Source organism: Streptomyces sp. NPDC012794 (genome assembly GCF_042901085.1).
Taxonomy (GTDB): Bacteria; Actinomycetota; Actinomycetes; order Streptomycetales; family Streptomycetaceae; genus Streptomyces.
On record NZ_JBIBCI010000001.1, the window covers coordinates 446,981 to 462,261 of the forward strand.

Sequence of the window (15,281 nt, forward strand, 5' to 3'; positions counted from 1 at the left end):
GGACCGCCGCCAGGCATGGCGTCCGGCTCCGCGTCCGGCCGGCACTCGATCGCATCCCCATGCACCCGCTCACCGAAGGAAGACCATGCTCGCACCTCTTTCGCGCCCGGCGCGGATCACCGCGTTGCTCTCCGCCACGGCGATCACCGCAGGACTGATCTCGGCCGTCCCCGCCCTCGCGGTAGCCGGCCCCGAGGCTCCGGACCAGTTCACGAACAAGGCCGTAGTGAGGCTGGTCATCGGCGACGAGACCAACTCCCGTGGCTGCACGGGAGCCCTGCTCGACGACAACTGGATCATCACGGCCGCCAGCTGCTTCGCAAGCACCCCCGGTTCCTCGGTTCCGGCCGGCAAGCCGGCGATGAAGTCCGTCGTCACCCTGGGCGACGGCAGGGCCGTCGAGGTCGTCGACCTCGTACCCCGTACCGACCGCGACCTGGTCCTGGGCCGGCTGGCCAGCCCCGCCGCCGGTCTCCCGTGGGCCAGGATCGGCCAGAACGGTCCCGCAGTCGGCGCCGAACTCACCGCGATGGGGTTCGGACGTACGAAGACGGAGTGGGTACCCGACAAGCTCCACACGGGCACCTTCATCACGAACGCGTCCGCCGACGGCACCCTCACCATCACCGGCAAGGGCACCGACGTCCTCTGCAAGGGAGACACCGGCGGTCCGCTCTTCGACGCGGCCGGCTGGCTCGTCGGTATCAACAGCCGTTCTTGGCAAGGTGGTTGCCTGGCCACACCGGCCACCGAAACCCGGACCGGCGCCATTTCCGCGCGGGCCGACAACCTGCGGGTTTGGGCGGCGGAGGTCCGCTCGCTGACGCCCGGCTGGAAGACCGAGGCCGTCGTCCAGGCGGGCACGTCCGTCTACCAGGGCATCAACCTGGCTGACAACTCCTGGACCGGCTTCACCGACGTCCAGTCCAAGGCCGGGGACGTCGGCGGCATCCGCACGGCCACCGTCGCCGGCATTGACGCCGAGACCCACGTGGTGGCGCTCGGCACCAACGGCCGCATCTACCACACCATCCGCAAGGCGGACGGCACATGGCTGCGGTTCGGTGACGTCGGCGGCGAAGCCGGTGTTCTTCCAAACGTCACCCAGGTGTCCGCCGTCGCCACCGGCACCGAGATGCAGCTGGTCGCGGTCTCCAACGGCAGGGTCTTCCACTCCATGCGCCGCGCGGACGGCACCTGGGCCCCCTTCGGCGACGTCGCCGCCGTGAGCGGCCCGATCAGCGGTGTGACCTCGATCGCCACGGCCCACACCGGGGGGGCGCTCCAGGTCATCGCCGTCACCGGCGGCAAGGCCTACCACTCCCTGCGCGACACCACCGGCAACTGGACCGCCTGGGGCGACGTAGCCCAGGCCACCGGCGCCACCGGGCCGGTCTCTTCCGTGGCCATGGCAGGCTCGAGCAGCACCGTCCACGTCGTCCTCGCCACGGACAACGGCACCCGCCAGTACCACACCGCGCGGCTCGGCACCGGCAGCTGGAGCACCATAAAGGAGCTGACGGCCCACCTCGGCAACATCACCGTCACGTCGGTGGGCGCGGCCGGTGTCGACCGCAACGTCGACTTCGCCTTCACCACCAGCGACAACCGAGTCGTGCAGACCACCCGCAACACCGCCGGTGCCACGTTCACCAACCCGGTCACCGTGCCCACGATCCAGGGCATCGCGGCCACCCCGATGGGCTCCATCGCCCTCGCCGGCACGACCTGACCCCCGAGCCGGCCCTCCACACCCGCCCGCCCGCCCCTTCCCCTTCGGGCGGGCGGGCGGCCGCAGGTCTGCCTTTGAAGCACAACGCGCGTTACCGCACAACGCGTCCAGCCCCCGCGACCCGGCCTGCTGCCCGCCCGCCGTGGCCTCTGGGGCGGGGGCTCATCCGTTGTCGGTCTGGGCGGGGCCGGCGGAGGTTCTCGGCGGGCGGCCGGTGCGGCGCAGGGCGGCGGGTGTGGTGCCGTACCAGCGTTGGACTGCGCGGCGCAGGGCGCGGGCGTCGGCGTAGCCGCTTCGGGCGGCTATCGCGTCGAGGCTGAGGTCGGTGTTGTGGAGCAGGCGCGTGATGTGGTCTTGGCGCATGGTCTCGAGCTCGTTGCTCCAGGTGGTGCTGTGTTCGGCGAGCGTGCGTTGGAGGGTTCGTGTGCTGATGGCCAGGCGTCGGGCGACCGTGGCCAGAGTGGGTGTGGTCTCGTCGTGCATGGAGGCGAGGGCGGTGCGGAACAGGTCGAGCCAGCTGTGGAGGGGGGTTGCTGCGGCGAGCGTCTGCTGGGCGTGTCTTCGGAGCACGGTGCTCAGGCCGGGTTGAGTGCGTGGTGTGGGGGCGTTGAGGTCGGTGGCGAGGAAGGTGATCGAGCTGACGGGGGCTTCGAGGTCGATGGTGCGGGTGCCGTAGAGCTCCATCAGGGCGTGGTGGTGGTGTGGGGCGGCGGCGGCGAGGGTGACGCGGATGGGGACGAGGTGGCGTTGCGCGGCTTCGCTGAGACGCCGCTGGTAGAGGCCGAGCGCGTAGGCGCGGACGGCGCAAGCGGCGTCGTGGGTCAGATCGGCCTGGTTGATGTGGCTGAGGGTGACCTGCCGGCCGTCTTCGGCGATGCGGAGGGTGTCTGTGCCTGAGTCGGCGACGGTGGCGATGTAGGCGGCGGCGTCCTGGATCCCTTCGTGCGGGGTGGGCGCGGAGGTGATCAGGTAGTCCCAGACTCCGAGGGTGCCGAGGGTCGACTGCCGTGCAAGGAGCAGGGAGAGCTCGGTCCAAGGGGTCCGGAGGGTCGTGAGTTCCGTGATGCGGATGCTCGTGGCCGCGGGGGTTCGGCAGAGGTCGTCGTTGAGGTGCTCGGGTGCCAGGCCGAGCAGGTGTGCGTACTGGTCGGGGGGTATGCCGAGCCGGCGTGCAGCGTTGACGTTCAGACGGGTGAGGGCCGAGGAGGTTGTCCCCTGGTGCGTATGCGAGACCACGGGGGCTGAGCATAGAGCAGCATGCATTATCAGATCATCGACCGGAGACCGTCGCCTGCCCTGCCAGGGCGACCTGGCCGCGCAGGAGAGGACGTCCGGCTTGTCTGCGGTGCGGGATGATCAGGCCGGTGCCGAGGCAGGCTCCGTCCGGTGACTGTCGTTCCGGCGGCTGCGGCCGGAAGGTTCGACTCCCGCAGAGGTGGGCGTCGGCCCTGTTGCCGGCGCCGGCCGGGCGGAGGCGATCACCATACGGCTGTCCGCGTCGATGACGCCCCGCACGTTCGCTGAGGACCGGTAGTTCCTCGACGAAGCGCCACCCGTGCGGTCGTGCCCGGGGATGAGGGTTCCGTCCACGATCCACAGCTGATCGACGTCGGCAACGGGCCGCGGCGCCGGCTCCAGCGCCGGCAGAGGCCGCAGACGCTGGACGACGCGGCAGACGGCGGCCGAGGAGGTCCCGGAGAGCGGGCCGAGCTGCCGCATCGTGAGGTTGGTGCGGTGGTACACCGCCACCAGCAGCCCCCGGTCGGGCAGCGGCAGGCACCATGGCCGGCCACCGCCGGGCCCGTTCCCACCGCGCTCCCGCACCACTCTCACCAGCTTCGCGAACCGCTCGATCCGCAAGCCCGTGAACGTCTCCACCCACACTGGCTCAGCCCTCAACACCGCACCCGCACGCGCAAAACGGCCAACACTGAGCCTTCCGCAACACCCTTCAGCCCAGCCCGCCGATCCGGGCCAGCCGGGTGAAGGAGTCCAGCAGGGCGGTCCGGTCGTACGTCGAGGTGGTGACCAGCAGCTCGTCCGCACCCGTGGTCTCCGCGACCTCGGCCAGCGCGGCGGCGACCTGCTCGGCGGTACCGGCGATGTGTCCGGCGAGGCCCCCCTCGTACAGCTCCCGCTCCTTCGGGGCCATCTCCAGCGCCGCGACCTCCTCGGCCGGGCGCAACGGCGGGAAACTGCCCCGGGTCCGCGAGAGCGCGAGAGCCCAGGCCTCCGGCAGCAGCATCCGCCGGGCGGCCTCCTCGGTGGCGGCCACCGCGACCGTCCCCGAGACCACCACGTACGGCTCCGCCGCCCACGCGGACGGCCGGAACTCCTCCCGGTACCGGCGCACCACCTCGGTGACCCTGGCGCGGCCGCGCAGGTCTCCGACCACCACCGGGAGTCCGGCCCGGGCGGCGATCCCCGCGCCGTTCCCCGTGGCCAGCACGAAGGGCGGGATCCGCAGCCCCTCCGCCGGGCGGGCGTGCACCTCGGGGTGGACCCGCTGGCTGCCGTCGATCCACCCCAGCAGCTCGGCCAGCTGCTCCTCGAAGCGGTCGGCATCGGCGGTGTCACGGCCCAGGGCCCGCCGGATGCCGCCGGTGAAGCCGACCGAGCGGCCGAGCCCCATGTCGATCCGGCCGGGGAAGAGGGCTTCCAGTACCCCGAACTGCTCGGCGACCACCAGCGGCTGGTGGTTGGGCAGCATCACCCCGCCGGTTCCGACGCGGATCCGCCGGGTGGCGGCGGCCACGGCGGCGGCCAGCACGGTGGGAGCGGAACCCGCGACCCCGGGCACGCTGTGGTGCTCCGACACCCAGAAGCGGTGGTAGCCCAGCTCGTCCGCCGCGCGGGCCAGCTCCACGGTGTCCCGCAGGGCCTCCGGGGCGGTGTGCCCCTCGCGGATGCGGGACCGGTCGAGTACCGAGACTTTTGGGATCACAGAGGTCTCAACGCGCGGCGGCTGGAGGCATTCCCCGCCGGTGCGCTGGCCGGTGCGCTGTCGGAGGCGGGACCTAGGCTGCGTACATGACCAAGACCGCATCCCGCCGGCCGCTGGCCGTCTTCGACATCGACAACACCCTCGCGGACACGACTCACCGCCAGCACTTCCTGGAGGGCCGGCCCCGCGACTGGGCGGGCTTCTTCGGCGCGGCCCCCGCCGATCCGCCGCTCGCCCGGGGCGTGGCGCTGGCGGTGGAGAGCGCGGCCGACTGCGAGGTGATGTACCTGACCGGCAGGCCCGAGCGCTACCGGGCCGACACCGCCGACTGGCTGTCCCGGCACGGGCTGCCCGAAGGCCGGGTGTGGATGCGCGGCGACCAGGACCGGCGCCCGGCCAGGGTGACCAAGCTGGACGTGCTCAGGCGCATCGCCCGCGACCGCGAGGTGCGGGTGCTCGTCGACGACGACGAGCTCGTCTGCGACGCCGCCCGGGCGGCTGGTTTCCGGGTGCTGCTGGCGGACTGGGCCGCGGACGCGCCGGAGCTGAAGCAGGCGCAGGAGGGCGAGGGCCGCACCTGACCGGCTCTTGTCCGTAGCCCAGTCCTCGGCCTCAGTTCTCGCCGTCGAGGCGGAAGCCCACCTTCAGTCCGACCTGGTAGTGCGCGATCTCACCGTTCTCGATGTGCCCGCGCATCTGTGTGACCTCGAACCAGTCCAGATTGTGCAGGGTCTGCCCCGCACGGGCGATCCCGTTCCGGATGGCCTGATCGATGCCCTCGTGGGAGGTGCCGACGATCTCGGTCACCCGGTAGGTGTGGTTGGACATGGGGTCTCCCGCCAGTCGTCGCTGTTGCCTTGTTCCAAGGTGCCCCAGTAAGGCCGGGTCCGCGAACTTTGCGCGAACAATCCCGGGTGAAAGAGGGTTGACCCGGCCATTGGTCTATGCCAATTTCAAGCCATCTGAGATCCGTCCCCCGAAGGTGACCCCGTGAAGATGCGCTTCCTCGCCGTGTGCACGGCCCTCGTGGCCGCCGCCGCCCTCACCGGATGCGGCCGATCGGCGGGATCCGGTGGAGGCGCCGACAAGGTGACGCTGTGGCTGATGAGGGGCAGCGCCTCCGAGGACTTCATCGCCGGGTTCACCGCCGACTTCGAGAAGCGGCACCCCGGCACCGACCTCGACGTGCGGATCCAGGAGTGGAAGGGGATCGGCGACAAGGTCAACGCCGTCCTCAGCGGGAAGGCCGAGGACGGCGCCGACGTCATCGAGGTCGGCAACACCCAGGTCGCCCAGTACGTCGAGACCGGCGGCGTCTCCGAGGTGACCCTCGAAGGCCTGCGCGCATGGGGCAGCAAGGACTGGCTCAAGGGCCTCTCCGACCCGGGAAGCGTCAACGGGGCCCAGTACGGAGTGCCCTGGTACGCCGCCAACCGGGTGGTGATCTACCACAAGGACCTGTTCGCGGGTGCCGGCATCAAGACCCCGCCCAGGAACCGCCAGGAGTGGATCGCCGCCACCCAGAGGCTCGACAAGGGCGAGCAGCAGGGCATCTACCTCCCCGGCCAGAACTGGTACGTCCTCGCCGGGTTCGTCTGGGACGAGGGCGGCGAACTCGCCGTCGAGACCGGCGGCCAGTGGGTCGGCGGCCTCGACGACGACAAGGCCCTCGCCGCGATGGACTTCTACAAGCAGCTCCAGGCCCTCGGTGACGGCCCCAAGTCCGCCGACGAGGAGACGCCCCCGCAGTACGAGGTCTTCGCCCGCGGCCAGGTCGCCCAGATCATCGCCACGCCCGGGCAGGCGGCCCAGATCGAGGCCGCCAACCCCGCGCTCAAGGGCAAGCTCGGCTTCTTCCCCATCCCCGGCAAGACCTCCGAGAAGGCGGGGGCCGTCCTCACCGGCGGCTCCGACCTGATCATCCCGGAGAAGACCCGCAACCGGGCCCGCGCCGTGGACGTGATCACCGCCCTGGTCAGCGAGAAGTGGCAGACCGAACTCGCCCGCACCATGAGCTACGTCCCCAACAAGACCACCCTCGCGCGCGTGGTGGAGGGCAACGACGGCGCGGCCGCCATGGCGCCCGGCGCCGCCCAGGGCCGGGCCACGCCGAAGTCCGCACGCTGGGCCGAGGTCGAGGCCAAGAACCCGATCAAGCCGTACATGACGGCCGTGCTCACCGGCCAGGACCCCCGGCAGGCGGCGAAGGCGGCCTCGGACACCCTCGGCCGGATCCTCAGCTCCGACCGCTGAGCCGTCCGGGGCAGCGGCCTGGGGCAGCCGCCCGGAGTGGCCCGGGACAGCCGGCCCGCGATCCCGCCGGAACTCCGGCCGGGGCCACGCCGGGCGCCCGCCCGCCGCGTCGTCCTCCGAGTCACCCGCCGAGTTCAGCCTCCGCACATCCGGGTGCCGCTGGGTGGTCACGCCGAATCCAGCCGGTCACGGAAGAAGTAGAGGAGCCGGGCCCGCCACCTGCGGCCCGGCTCCCCGTGCCCGGATCAGGAGCAGCCATGACCATCGCCCCCCTGTCCCCGTCCCCCCTCGCACACCGAGTCCCGGCCGCGGCCGTCCCCACGGCCCCCGCCGCCCCCGCCGTCCCCACGGCCCCCGCCGTCCCCACGGCCCCCGCCGTCGCTACGGCCCCCGGCTACACCGTCCGCCTCGCCCGGAACGAGGACGAGGTCCGGGCCGCCCAGCGGCTGCGCCACCAGGTCTTCGCCGGAGAGCTCGGCGCCCGCCTCGAAGGCCCGGAGCCCGGCCTGGACACCGACGCCTTCGACGCGTACTGCGACCACCTGCTGGTCCTCGACGAGGAGACCGGGCAGGTCGTCGGAACCTACCGGCTGCTGCCCCCGGAGCGCGCCGCCGTCACCGGACGCCTCTACTCCGAGGGCGAGTTCGACCTCTCGGCCCTCGCCCCGATCCGCCCCGACCTGGTCGAGGTCGGCCGCTCCTGCGTGCACCCCGACCACCGCAACGGCGCCGTCATCGCCCTGATCTGGGCCGGCCTGGCCCGCTACATGGAGCGCAGCGGCCACAACTGGCTCGCCGGCTGCTGCTCGATCCCGCTCGCCGACGGCGGGGTGCTGGCCGCCGCCACCCGAGAGGCCGTCCTCGCCCGCAACCTCGCCCCGCAGGAGTACCGCGTCACCCCGCACCTGCCGTGGAGCCCCGAGGGCATCACCGTCCCCGGGCGCATGGAACTGCCGCCCCTGCTGCGCGGATACCTCCGCCTCGGCGCCTGGGTCTGCGGGGAGCCCGCCCTGGACGCCGGGTTCGGCTGCGCCGACCTGTACGTACTGCTCTCCCTGCGCCGGACCAACCCGCGCTACCTGAACCACTTCCTCTCCCTCGCCCCGGGCGCATGAGCGGCTGGCTGCCCACCTCGCCCTGCACCCCCGAGGCCTGCGCCGGACACCCGGGGAAGAGCGCGAGCCCGGCCCGCGCGGCGTTCCGGCTCGGCACCGCCCTCACCCTGGTCCTGCTCGCCGTCGCCGCCACCCCGCCCGTCCGGCTCCTTCCCGACCGGCCCCGGCGCGCCCTGGTCCGGGCCTGGGCCGCCGCGCTCGTGCGGTCGATGGGCGTACGGATCACCGTGCGCGGCACCGCGGGTTCGGACGGGGCACCGGAGGGCCGCCTGATCGTCGCCAACCACATCTCCTGGCTGGACGTCCCGCTCGTCGCCGCCGTCCTGCCCGGCCGGATGCTGGCCAAGAGCGAGATCGGCGGCTGGCCGGTGCTCGGCCGGCTCGCCGCCCGGGCGGGCACCCTGTTCATCGAACGCGACCGGATCAGGGCGCTTCCCCGCACCGTCGAGGCCCTCGCCGGCGCGCTGCGGGCCGGGGACCGGGTCACCGTCTTCCCCGAGGGCTCCACCTGGTGCGGCCGCGCCCAGGGGCCGTTCCGGCGGGCCGCGTTCCAGTCGGCGCTGGACGCGCGGGTACCCGTACAGCCGGTGCGGATCGCGTACCGGCTGGCGGACGGGGAGCCCGCCGGGGCACCCGCCTTCGTAGGCGAGGACCCGCTGACGGCCTCCCTGTGGCGGATCGCCCGGGCGCGCGGGATACGGGCCGAGGTACGGCTGCTGCCGCGGATCCCGCCGGGCCGCCACAGCGCCCGGCGGGACCTGGCGGAGGCGGCGTGGCGGGCCGTCCTCGGCGACGCCGCGCAGGAGCTGCCGCCGCCGGCGGGCGTACCCGCACGGCGACGGCCCGGCGCGGCGCCGGATCAGCCCCCGGCCACCGACAGGGACAGCGCGAAGCGGCCCGCGGCGTCCGTCCACCAGTGCGTCAGCTCCAGCCCGGCCTTCGCCAGTTCCTCGCGCACGCCGTCCTGACGGAACTTCGCGGAGATCTCCGTCAGGATGTCCTCGCCCGCCTCGAACGGCACCAGCAGGTCCAGCGCCCGCACCTTGACCGTGACCGCCCGCCGGGCCCGCAGCCGCATCTCGATCCACTCGTGCTGCCGGTTCCACACCGCCACGTGGTCGAAGTCGGCGGTGTGGAAGTCCGCGCCCAGCTCCCGGTCGATCACCGCCAGCACGTTCTTGTTGAACTCCGCCGTCACCCCCCGCGCGTCGTCGTACGCGGCCACCAGCACGGCCTCGTCCTTCACCAGATCGGTGCCCAGCAGCAGCGCGTCCCCGGGCGAGAGCATCGCCCGTACGGACTCCAGGAACACCGCCCGCTCCAGCGGCAGCAGATTGCCGATCGTGCCGCCCAGGAACACCACCAGCCGGGGACCCGGCGAGTCCGGCAGGTGCAGCGGCTTCGTGAAGTCGGCCAGCAGCGCGTGCACCTCCAGCCCCGGATGCTGCGCCGGCAGCAGTTCGCCGGCACCGGTCAGCGCGCTCTCGCTCACGTCCACCGGCACGTACGTCCGCAGCGCGGGCATCACCTCGATCAGATGCCGGGTCTTCTCCGAGGAGCCCGAGCCCAGCTCCACCAGGGTGCGCGCACCGCTGACCGCCGCGATCTCCACCGCCCGCTCCAGCAGGATCTCCCGCTCGGCGCGGGTCGGGTAGTACTCGGGCAACCGGGTGATCTCCTCGAAGAGTTCACTGCCCCGGGCGTCGTAGAACCACTTCGGCGGCAGCTCCTTCGGGAAGCGGGTCAGTCCGTTCAGCACGTCGGCGCGCAGCGCCTTGTCGGCGGCGTGCTCGTCGAGGGTGCGGGTGATGTGGAAGTCGCTCACGGGGAGGTCTCCTTGAGGGGGGTCAGGGCGACCCGCGTGCGGGTGGCGGTCAGCAGGGTCCGGTCGGGCACCTCGTTCCAGCGGGCGTCGTCGTCATGGGGTTCGGACGCCACGACCACGCGCCCCGCCGCCGGGTCGGCCAGGTACCACAGAGAGTCGCCCCAGGCGGTCGCCGCGATGGTCGCGCCGTCGGTCAGCAGCAGGTTCAGCCGCGAGCCGGGAGCCGCCGAGGACAGCTCGCGGACCGGCTCCGCCAGGGCCGTGCCCATGTCGTCGCCCTGCCGCAGCCGGTGCAGCACCAGCGCCCAGACCAGCGCCGAATCGGTACGCGCCGCCAGCTGGAGCAGGTCCCGCGGCGGCAGGCCGGCGGCGAGCGGGGCCGCCGCGTCGGGCCAGTCCCGTACCGCCCCGTTGTGGCTGAACAGCCACGGCCCCGACGCGAAGGGGGCCGCGGCGGCCTCCCCGTCCGCGCCCGGCAGCGTGGCGTCGCGTACGGCGGCGAGGAACGCCCCGCTGCGCACGACGCGGGTGAGGTCGGCGAAGGTCGGGTCGCTCCATACGGGCCCGGAACGCCGGTAGCGGGCCGGGACCGGATCGCCCTCGGCGTACCAGCCGACGCCGAACCCGTCCGCGTTGACCGTGCCGGACCGCTGGCGGCGCGGCTGCCAGGACTGGCGGACCAGGGAGTGCTCCGGCTCGCTCAGCAGCCGCTCCAGGGCCACCGGCGGTCCGACGTAGGCGAGATGACGACACATCAGACGTCCCTCGCGGTGCGGAAGCCGGAGAAGATCTGCCGGCGCACGGGCAGGTCCCAGTTGCGGAAGGTACCCCGGCAGGCCACCGGGTCCACGGCGAAGGAGCCGCCGCGCAGCACCTTGTGCGCCGGACCGAAGAACACCTCCGAGTACTCCCGGTAGGGGAAGGCGCGGAATCCCGGGTAGGGCAGGAAGTCCGAGGCCGTCCACTCCCACACGTCGCCGATCAGCTGGCGCACCCCGAGCGGGGAGGCCCCGGCCGGGTAGCCGCCCGCCGGGGCCGGTCGCAGGTGGCGCTGGCCCAGGTTGGCGTGCGCGGGCGTCGGGTCGGCGTCGCCCCAGGGGTAGCGGCGGGAGCGGCCGGTGGCCGGGTCGTGGCGGGCGGCCTTCTCCCACTCCGCCTCGCTGGGCAGCCTGCGGCCGGCCCAGCGAGCGTACGCGTCCGCCTCGTACCAGCTCACATGCAGAACCGGTTCCTCATCGGGCACCGGCTCGGTCACGCCGAAGCGGCGGCGCAGCCACTGGCCGCCCTCGCGGTGCCAGAACAGGGGCGCCCCGATGTCGTGCGCACGGATCTGCTCCCACCCCTCGGCGGCCCACCAGCGGCGCTCCCGGTAGCCGCCGTCCGCGATGAAGGCCTGGTACGCGGCGTTGGTCACGGGCACCGTGTCGATCCAGAAGGACGCCACTTCCCGCACGTGCGCGGGCCGTTCGTTGTCCAGAGCCCACGGCTCGGCGGAGGTGCCCATGGTGAACGGGCCGCCCGGGACGAGCACTTCCGCCGTCGGCGGCGGGGGGCCCTGCGGCGGCTGCGGGTCAGGCGCGGTCAGCACCGGGGCACCGGCCCGCAGCTGGTGCGTGATCAGCATCGTCTCGTCGTGCTGCTGTTCGTGCTGGGCGATCATCCCGAAGACGAACCCCTCGTCGAGCAGGGCCGTACCCTCCAGCGGAGTGCGCTCCAGCAGGGCGAAGACGCGGCCGCGCACCTCGGCCGCGTACCGGCGGGCCGCCTCCGGGCCGAGCAGGGGCAGCTTCGGCCGCTCGGAGCGGGGGTGCTCGAAGGCGTCGTACAGGGAGTCGATCTCCGGGTGCATGGACTCGCGGCCGGCGACGTGGCGCAGCAGCCACAGCTCCTCCTGGTTCCCGATGTGCGCCAAGTCCCAGACCAGGGGCGACATCAGGGGGGAGTGCTGCGCCGTCAGGTCCCGGTCGCTCACCACGTCGGTCAGCGCGGCGGTGCGGGCCCGGGCGGCGGTCAGGGCGGCCACGGCGCGCTCGCGCAGCGGCTCCGGATGGATCTGGGGGCGGGTCTCGGTGGTCACGGGCGCGGTCCCTTCGCGGCGGGCGGCCGTCGCCGGTGTTCCCCGGCTCGGGCGGTGACATCGGCCTGGCCGGCACCGGCTCCGGCTCCGGCTCCGGCTCTGGTTCCGGCTCTGGTTCCGGCGGCGGCTGCGGCTTCGGCGTCGTCGGCGGGGCAGCGGCCGCGCCGTACGTAGCGCTCCGCGAATTCCCCCACCGCGTCCCGGACCTCCGTGTCCGCCCCGAGCCGGGGCAGCGCCTCGCCCGCCGCCCGGAAACAGAGCGCCGCGGCCGCGCGCAGCTCCGGATCGGCCGGCCCCGACCGGGCGGCGGTCCGCCACAGGGGGTTGCGCGGCGCGCACCGGGGCCCGTACGCGTCGGCCAGAGCCTTCACCGCCCGGTAGGCGGTCTCCGAGGCCTCCGGGTCGTCGAAGAGCGCGTGCACGAGTGCCACGGGGACCAGCCAGCCGTTCTCGCCCGGCTGCGCGTCGATCATCCGCAGCTCCAGGTGACCGCGCGGCCGGACCGGCGGGAAGAGCGTGCTGAGGTGGTACTCCAGGTCCTCGGCGGTGGGCCGCCGCTCGCCGCCCGTACGGAGCCAGTCGCGGAAGCGCAGCCCGCTCGGCACCGCCCAGGGGCCGTCGCCCGGCGACCGTACGCACATCACCTCGGTGTCCAGCGCGTGCCGGACCCAGCCGGCGCGGGGCTCGGCGTCCAGGGGCGGGGCGAGCGCCCGCCGCGGGTCGATGTCGCTCCAGATCCCCTGCCGGGCGCACCGCCAGCCCCGGTACGGGCCTTCGCGGCCGGGTGAGTTGGCGAAGACGGCCACCAGTACGGCGCCCAGCAGGTGGGCGAGCTGCCAGCGGCGGCCGTACCCGAGCGGACCCGGCTCCTCGTGGCCGGCGTCCACGCAGACCTGTACCGAGGCGGAGGAGCGCATCATGGCGCGCCCGGCGGGGCCGGTGCGGTCGAAGTAGGTCTCCATCGCGTCATAGCGCGGGCTGGTCAGCAGGCGGTCGAGCGGCTCCCGGGGGTCCTGGCCGAGGCCGCGGAGGGCGAGGCCCTGGCCGCGCAGGGTGCCGCGCACGGCGGTGAGGTCGGCCCGCAGGCCGTCCATGCAGGCGGCGAGGGAGTCGGCGGGGGCCGAGCTGAGCTCCAGCTGACCGCCCGGTTCGACGGTGAGCCGGGAGTTCAGGGGCAGCGCGCGGGCGGCAGCGTGGGCGGCGGTCAGCCTCTCGGGGGTCAGCGGCAGCCACGGCCGCTCGATGTCCACGACGAGCCATTCCAGCTCGGCGCCGAGGAGGCGGGGCGGGCCGGTCTTGAAGCAGATGCCGTGGACGAGGTCCTCGGCGGCCGCCTCGGTGAGGGGGTTCTGCTCGGCGTTCTGGGCGAATGGAGCGGGGGAGTCCTCGGGCATGGCCGGAACCTCGTCTCCTGTCGTCGGCCGTGATGTCACCCGTGCCTACCCGTCATCGGAGCGCTAATTCCTTTGCCGCCGCGGGCCCTGCGTCACAGGATGGGGGCGTGAGCGGCAGATTGCGTGAGATCGCGCGGGAGAACGCGTTGATCGTGGCGTCCGGGGAGTACCGGACGCGGTCGGGGCGGCGGGTCTCCCTCGCCGCCGACCTGGCGGAAGCCAAGGCCGGAACCAGAATATATGGGCCGAAACAGGTCATTCCAGACGGGGAGTCCGTTGGAGGTGGCCACCCGACGGTCTTCGAGGTCACGGGGGAGAGCAGCACGGTCGCGGCGCGCCGCCTCGCGGCGGAGGGCCGGGTGGCCGTCCTGAACTTCGCCTCGGCCCGCAATCCCGGGGGCGGCTACGTCAGGGGGGCCAAGGCCCAGGAGGAGGCCCTGTGCCGCGCCTCGGCCCTGTACGAGACCCTGCTGGAGGCCCCGGAGTACTACGAGGTCCACCGCGCGGGAAAGAGCACCTTCTACACCGACCGGGTGATTCACTGCCCCGGGGTGCCGGTCTTCCGCGACGACCGGGGCGGACTGCTGGACACCCCGTTCCGCGCCGGATTCCTCACCTCCCCGGCCCCGAACGCGGGCACCATCCGCCGCCAGGAGCCGGAGCGCGCCCACGAGATCCCGGCCGCCCTCGCCCGGCGGGCCGGGCTGGTCCTGGAGGTGGCCGCGCTGCACGGGTACGGGCGGCTGGTGCTGGGGGCGTGGGGGTGCGGGGTGTTCCAGAACGACCCGGGGCAGGTGGCGGAGGCCTTCCGGGCGGCGCTGACCGGCCGCTTCGCGGGAGTCTTCGAACGGGTGGTGTTCGGCATCCTGGACCGCGACCCCCGCACCCGTCAGGCCTTCGCCGCGGCTTTCGCCGGCTGCTGAGCCGGCGCCGGGCCGACGGGAGGAGCGCCGCTCCAGCCCGGCGCCGAGGGGTTGGTCCGTCCGGGCGACGGGAAGCCGTACGCACCGCCGCTCGGGCCGATGCCTCTCCCGGCCCGGATCCCCGGCCCACGGCGGGCCGACGCCTCTGCCGCCCCGGCCCGGATCCCCAGCCCACGGCGGCGCACACCACCGCACGGGCCCGATCAGGCCCTGGCCCCGCAACCGTGGAGCCCCGGGCCCGGCACCGGGGCACGCGCGTCCGGCCCCCGGGCGCGCGCTACTGCCAGCCGTACCGGTCGCACAGGCGGTCCACCACCAGGCGGAAGCGCGGCAGGTCCAGCGCGCAGGCCTCGCGCCGCATCCCCGACTCGTGCACCCGCAGCACCCGGTCCAGGTTCACCCAGGACTCCCGGCCCGTGCCGTCCCAGGGTCCGGATCCGATCGGCACCCACTCCCGGTCGAAGTCGTGCCGCTTGCTGGAGAGCTGGACCGCGAGCAGCGTCGCCCCGCCCGCCTCCCGCGCGACCACCAGCACGGGACGGTCCTTGCCCCGCCCGTCGTTCTCCTCGAAGGGGACCCAGGTCCACACGATCTCGCCCGGGTCGGGGTCCCCGTCCGGGTCGGGGGCGTACTCCGTCCGGACCGGGCCGATGGCGCGCGGATCCGCCTCGGCGGTGGCGGTGAGGCCGTCCCGGCCGGGCTGCTCGAGGTGGCTGCTGCCGTGCTGCGAAGGTGCCGTCATGCGGGCGAGGTTAGTGGCTCCCGCACACCACGGGCCCCGCGCGGCGCGCGCCGTCCTCCTCCTCCCGGCCGCCCTCCCCGCCGACGCGGACATCACCGCACCCGGGGGCGAGGAAGCCGGCCACCCCCTGAGGGGGCAACTCGCGGCGAGCTTGGGGCGGTATCCGTGTGCCGGGGGGGCAAGTTGTCGTCAACTCCCCCAAAAACGTCGGGAGCGCCCGGGGAACTTCTCCCGTCCCCGGGGCGTCTCACCCCATGAGAAGAAGATCACTGAGCG

General features: G+C 73.7%; 14 protein-coding genes and 1 pseudogene. 6 read left to right on the forward strand and 9 right to left on the reverse strand.

The genetic code is table 11. From position 1 onward, the window contains the following. Positions 1-85 precede the first annotated feature (85 nt). Positions 86-1,732 carry a S1 family peptidase gene (locus ACFY7H_RS02060; protein ID WP_388931694.1) on the forward strand — a complete coding sequence of 549 codons (1,647 nt, stop codon included), beginning with the start codon at positions 86-88 and terminating at the stop codon, positions 1,730-1,732. A 162-nt stretch (positions 1,733-1,894) separates the two neighbouring features. Here the strand turns inward: ACFY7H_RS02060 and ACFY7H_RS02065 are convergent, their stop codons facing one another. The 3 genes and pseudogenes from ACFY7H_RS02065 to ACFY7H_RS02075 form a co-directional block, all read right to left on the reverse strand. Continuing rightward, positions 1,895-2,968 (reverse strand): AraC family transcriptional regulator ligand-binding domain-containing protein, encoded by a 1,074-nt coding sequence (locus tag ACFY7H_RS02065; RefSeq protein ID WP_388931696.1) that lies wholly within the window; start codon positions 2,966-2,968, stop codon positions 1,895-1,897. A 73-nt stretch (positions 2,969-3,041) separates the two neighbouring features. Then, positions 3,042-3,634: pseudogene (locus ACFY7H_RS02070) on the reverse strand (transposase family protein); the annotation flags it as partial. A 49-nt stretch (positions 3,635-3,683) separates the two neighbouring features. Further along, on the reverse strand, positions 3,684-4,676 hold the full coding sequence (locus ACFY7H_RS02075; protein WP_388931699.1) for an MsnO8 family LLM class oxidoreductase: 993 nt from the start codon (positions 4,674-4,676) through the stop codon (positions 3,684-3,686). Between the two features lie 86 nt (positions 4,677-4,762). Between ACFY7H_RS02075 and ACFY7H_RS02080 the strand changes: the two genes are divergently transcribed. Continuing rightward, positions 4,763-5,257 (forward strand): hypothetical protein, encoded by a 495-nt coding sequence (locus ACFY7H_RS02080; protein WP_388931702.1) that lies wholly within the window; start codon positions 4,763-4,765, stop codon positions 5,255-5,257. Between the two features lie 31 nt (positions 5,258-5,288). Here ACFY7H_RS02080 and ACFY7H_RS02085 read toward each other — a convergent pair whose 3' ends face one another. Next, positions 5,289-5,504, reverse strand: a complete 216-nt coding sequence (locus tag ACFY7H_RS02085) for a dodecin (RefSeq protein WP_388931705.1) — start codon at positions 5,502-5,504, stop codon at positions 5,289-5,291. A gap of 162 nt (positions 5,505-5,666) precedes the next feature. Between ACFY7H_RS02085 and ACFY7H_RS02090 the strand changes: the two genes are divergently transcribed. The 3 genes from ACFY7H_RS02090 (at position 5,667) to ACFY7H_RS02100 (ending at position 9,012) form a co-directional block, all read left to right on the forward strand. Then, on the forward strand, positions 5,667-6,929 hold the full coding sequence (locus ACFY7H_RS02090) for an extracellular solute-binding protein (protein ID WP_388931708.1): 1,263 nt from the start codon (positions 5,667-5,669) through the stop codon (positions 6,927-6,929). A gap of 257 nt (positions 6,930-7,186) precedes the next feature. Further along, positions 7,187-8,044: a GNAT family N-acetyltransferase gene (locus ACFY7H_RS02095; RefSeq protein WP_388931711.1), complete on the forward strand. Its 858-nt coding sequence runs from the start codon at positions 7,187-7,189 to the stop codon at positions 8,042-8,044. Beyond that, positions 8,041-9,012: a lysophospholipid acyltransferase family protein gene (locus tag ACFY7H_RS02100; protein WP_388931714.1), complete on the forward strand. Its 972-nt coding sequence runs from the start codon at positions 8,041-8,043 to the stop codon at positions 9,010-9,012. Before ACFY7H_RS02095 ends, ACFY7H_RS02100 begins: the two co-directional genes overlap by 4 nt. Here ACFY7H_RS02100 and egtD read toward each other — a convergent pair. From egtD to egtA, 4 genes are read right to left on the reverse strand one after another with little or no spacing between them, the layout of a single operon-like run. Then, positions 8,904-9,869, reverse strand: a complete 966-nt coding sequence (egtD, locus tag ACFY7H_RS02105; RefSeq protein WP_388931716.1) for an L-histidine N(alpha)-methyltransferase — start codon at positions 9,867-9,869, stop codon at positions 8,904-8,906. The two genes, ACFY7H_RS02100 and egtD, sit on opposite strands and share 109 nt — an antisense overlap. Beyond that, positions 9,866-10,624 (reverse strand): ergothioneine biosynthesis protein EgtC, encoded by a 759-nt coding sequence (gene egtC / locus ACFY7H_RS02110; protein WP_388931718.1) that lies wholly within the window; start codon positions 10,622-10,624, stop codon positions 9,866-9,868. Before egtC ends, egtD begins: the two co-directional genes overlap by 4 nt. Beyond that, entirely contained in the window at positions 10,624-11,946 is a 1,323-nt protein-coding gene (gene egtB / locus ACFY7H_RS02115) for an ergothioneine biosynthesis protein EgtB (RefSeq protein ID WP_388931720.1), read from the reverse strand. The genes egtC and egtB overlap by 1 nt, the downstream gene beginning before the upstream one ends. Next, positions 11,943-13,340, reverse strand: a complete 1,398-nt coding sequence (egtA, locus tag ACFY7H_RS02120) for an ergothioneine biosynthesis glutamate--cysteine ligase EgtA (protein WP_388931723.1) — start codon at positions 13,338-13,340, stop codon at positions 11,943-11,945. The genes egtB and egtA overlap by 4 nt, the downstream gene beginning before the upstream one ends. Before the next feature lie 107 nt (positions 13,341-13,447). Between egtA and ACFY7H_RS02125 the strand changes: the two genes are divergently transcribed. Continuing rightward, complete coding sequence (locus ACFY7H_RS02125) at positions 13,448-14,263, forward strand: TIGR02452 family protein (RefSeq protein ID WP_388931726.1); 816 nt, start codon at positions 13,448-13,450, stop codon at positions 14,261-14,263. A 277-nt stretch (positions 14,264-14,540) separates the two neighbouring features. Here ACFY7H_RS02125 and ACFY7H_RS02130 read toward each other — a convergent pair whose 3' ends face one another. Then, positions 14,541-15,005, reverse strand: a complete 465-nt coding sequence (locus tag ACFY7H_RS02130) for a type II toxin-antitoxin system PemK/MazF family toxin (RefSeq protein ID WP_388931729.1) — start codon at positions 15,003-15,005, stop codon at positions 14,541-14,543. Positions 15,006-15,281 lie beyond the last annotated feature (276 nt).